The following is a 2,377-nucleotide window of genomic DNA, read 5'->3' as shown; positions in this document are numbered from 1 at the left end:
ATTTTTACATAATGGAGTTGAAATGCCTTGGTTTGGACTAGGTGATTCAAAGTAGAAGAAGGACCAGAACTAGTAGAAGCTGTGAGATCTGCTATAGAAGAGGGATATCACAGTACTGAAACGCTGCTATTTATAAAATGTTTGGGCGAAGTATCCGTGAAGGATTAAAAGAAGCTGGTATCTCACGAAATCATTTGGTGTCAGTAACTTTCAAATTCACCATTTAGAAGATGTCATGAAAGACACTAAAGTCATTCCGATGGTAAACCAAAACGAATGACTTTTGCAGTTAGGTTTTCGCACGGCTGTTGAATTAAAACATAAAATTATTGTAGATTAGATGGATAGAGCTATAAGCATTGGGCAAGGATTGAACATCTAGCACTATACAATTTAATTGATGAAAAGTATCGTTCTAAACTTCAGTTGGATTTAGACGAGTTAACATACTCTGATTCATTCAGATAATGGGACACGAGGCACAATAAAAGCAGCTGCAGTCTAGGCCATCAGGTTCCTAGTCCGTCGCTGCTTTTTTTACGAGTCAATATAATAATTGATAATCAGCAAGGATTGGTAACCGTACGTTCAGCTTAGAGTAAGATAAACGTTAAGCCCGACGTAATCGAAGTCATAGTATATTTGCGTTAAAATTGGCGCACCCAAATTATGGTGATTAGAACGTAGGGACGTATATTAACGTGAGCATTCATTTTTGAGGAGATGATCCTTTACACGAAAAAGGTGGTATTTCCGAATGGATACTTGGATCGGCTTTTTACATGTTTATTTAAATATAAAGAACGCTGTGTTCTTCTTTTTCCGTTGTTTTCTGCTACTCTTAGATTCTTTCGAGAATTTTTCACATAGTGATGACAATTTTTCCTTGAGCGTGGCCTTCTTCGAAATACCTGAGCGCTTCCGGTACATCACTTAACTTATAACTTCTATCAATGACTGGTTTTACTTTGCCCGCTTCAAGAAGTTCTTTCATAAAAACTAGATCGTTTTGGTTCGCCCTTTGCAACATGTTGCCCATTTTCTTATTCCCAGTCAATGAAATATAAGGCCCTTGGATTATGGCTTCGGTTAATTGAGCTCCTCCACCCCCGACCATAACATATCTTCCATGGGGATTTAATGCACGCTTATAAGCTGAAATAGGATGGTATCCGTTAACAGCAAGAATCAGATCAAAACTTTGCGTTTTTTTGGTAAAATCTTCTTTAGTATAGTCAATGACATGGTCTGCGCCAATCGATCGTAGAATGTCTAAATTTCTCGTACTACACACACCAGTTACCTCAGCACCGAATGACTTGGCAATCTGTACTGCGAAAGTGCCCACACCACCAGAGGCACCATTAATTAAAACTTTTTGCCCCGACTTAATTTGTCCTTTATCCCTAAGAGCCTGTAGCGCTGTGACTGCAGCCATAGGTACCGCAGCAGCTTCCTCAAAGGAAATACAGGCTGGTTTTAATGCTAATACATTTTCAGGAACTGCTACATATTCGGCAAAACCACCCCAACCACAACCAGATAGATCTCCAAAGACATCATCGCCTACTTGAAACTGCTTAACATCTTTGCCTACTGCTTCTATCCGACCTGCAACATCACCTCCGGGTATAGTGTATTTTGGTTTTAGAAGTCCGAAAGCTAAGCGGGCTAAGTAGGGTTCCCCTTTCAAAAGAACCAGATTACCATAATTCACAGAGGATGCATGAATTTTCACTAGTACTTGATTGTCCTTTGGAATAGGTTTTTCCAATTCTATTAATTTAAGAACTTCAGGTGGACCGTATTTGTCATAAAATATAGCTTTCATCAATGTTCCTCCTAATTTCCTCCGGATTTCCCATTTTACTTATGGAAACTAATAAATAGCACAATAAAAACTGCAATAGAGCTTCTTATTAATATTCCGCGAATAAATTTTCTAAGACTGGAAGCTGAAAATTATATGGATATCGGAATTCAGGTGGCAACATTCATTTTTTCAAAACTAGTTGAAGAAATCTCTTTCCTTTTAAATTACTCTTTATTCTGATAATAGCATGAAAAATAACTGCGTTCACAGATGGTGTGAATTATCGTTTTCGATAAAATATTTACCATACTGCTAAGTTAGATGAACAGAATACTAATATTAATTTAATAAAAGTTAACAACTAGTGCTCATTGCCATCGTAATTTTTTATATTCCTCAGGTTCCTTTTTTTTCTGCACATATCCTATAGTACATCTTGAATTGGGGGAAACACCCATTTCAAGCAAATGGATAAATGACAGGAGAGGAATCAAATGGGTATTGAACTGACCGCAATACATTGGATTTATGTATTATTCATCTGTTTAATTATTGGCTTTATGG

General features: G+C 37.2%; 1 protein-coding gene and 1 pseudogene. One reads left to right on the top strand and one right to left on the bottom strand.

The features are described 5' to 3' along the window. Positions 1 to 197 (top strand): annotated as a pseudogene (locus tag AC1DOS_RS19380) (aldo/keto reductase); the annotation flags it as partial. 665 nt (positions 198 to 862) lie between these two features. Here the strand turns inward: AC1DOS_RS19380 and AC1DOS_RS19375 are convergent. Further along, on the bottom strand, positions 863 to 1,831 hold the full coding sequence (locus tag AC1DOS_RS19375; RefSeq protein ID WP_477538816.1) for an NAD(P)-dependent alcohol dehydrogenase: 969 nt from the start codon (positions 1,829 to 1,831) through the stop codon (positions 863 to 865). Between the last annotated feature and the right edge of the window lie 546 nt (positions 1,832 to 2,377).

Source organism: Paenisporosarcina sp. P5_A11 (assembly GCF_056400705.1).
The sequence above is the reverse complement of the archived record's forward strand: the minus strand, read 5'-3'. Positions and strand labels throughout refer to the sequence as shown.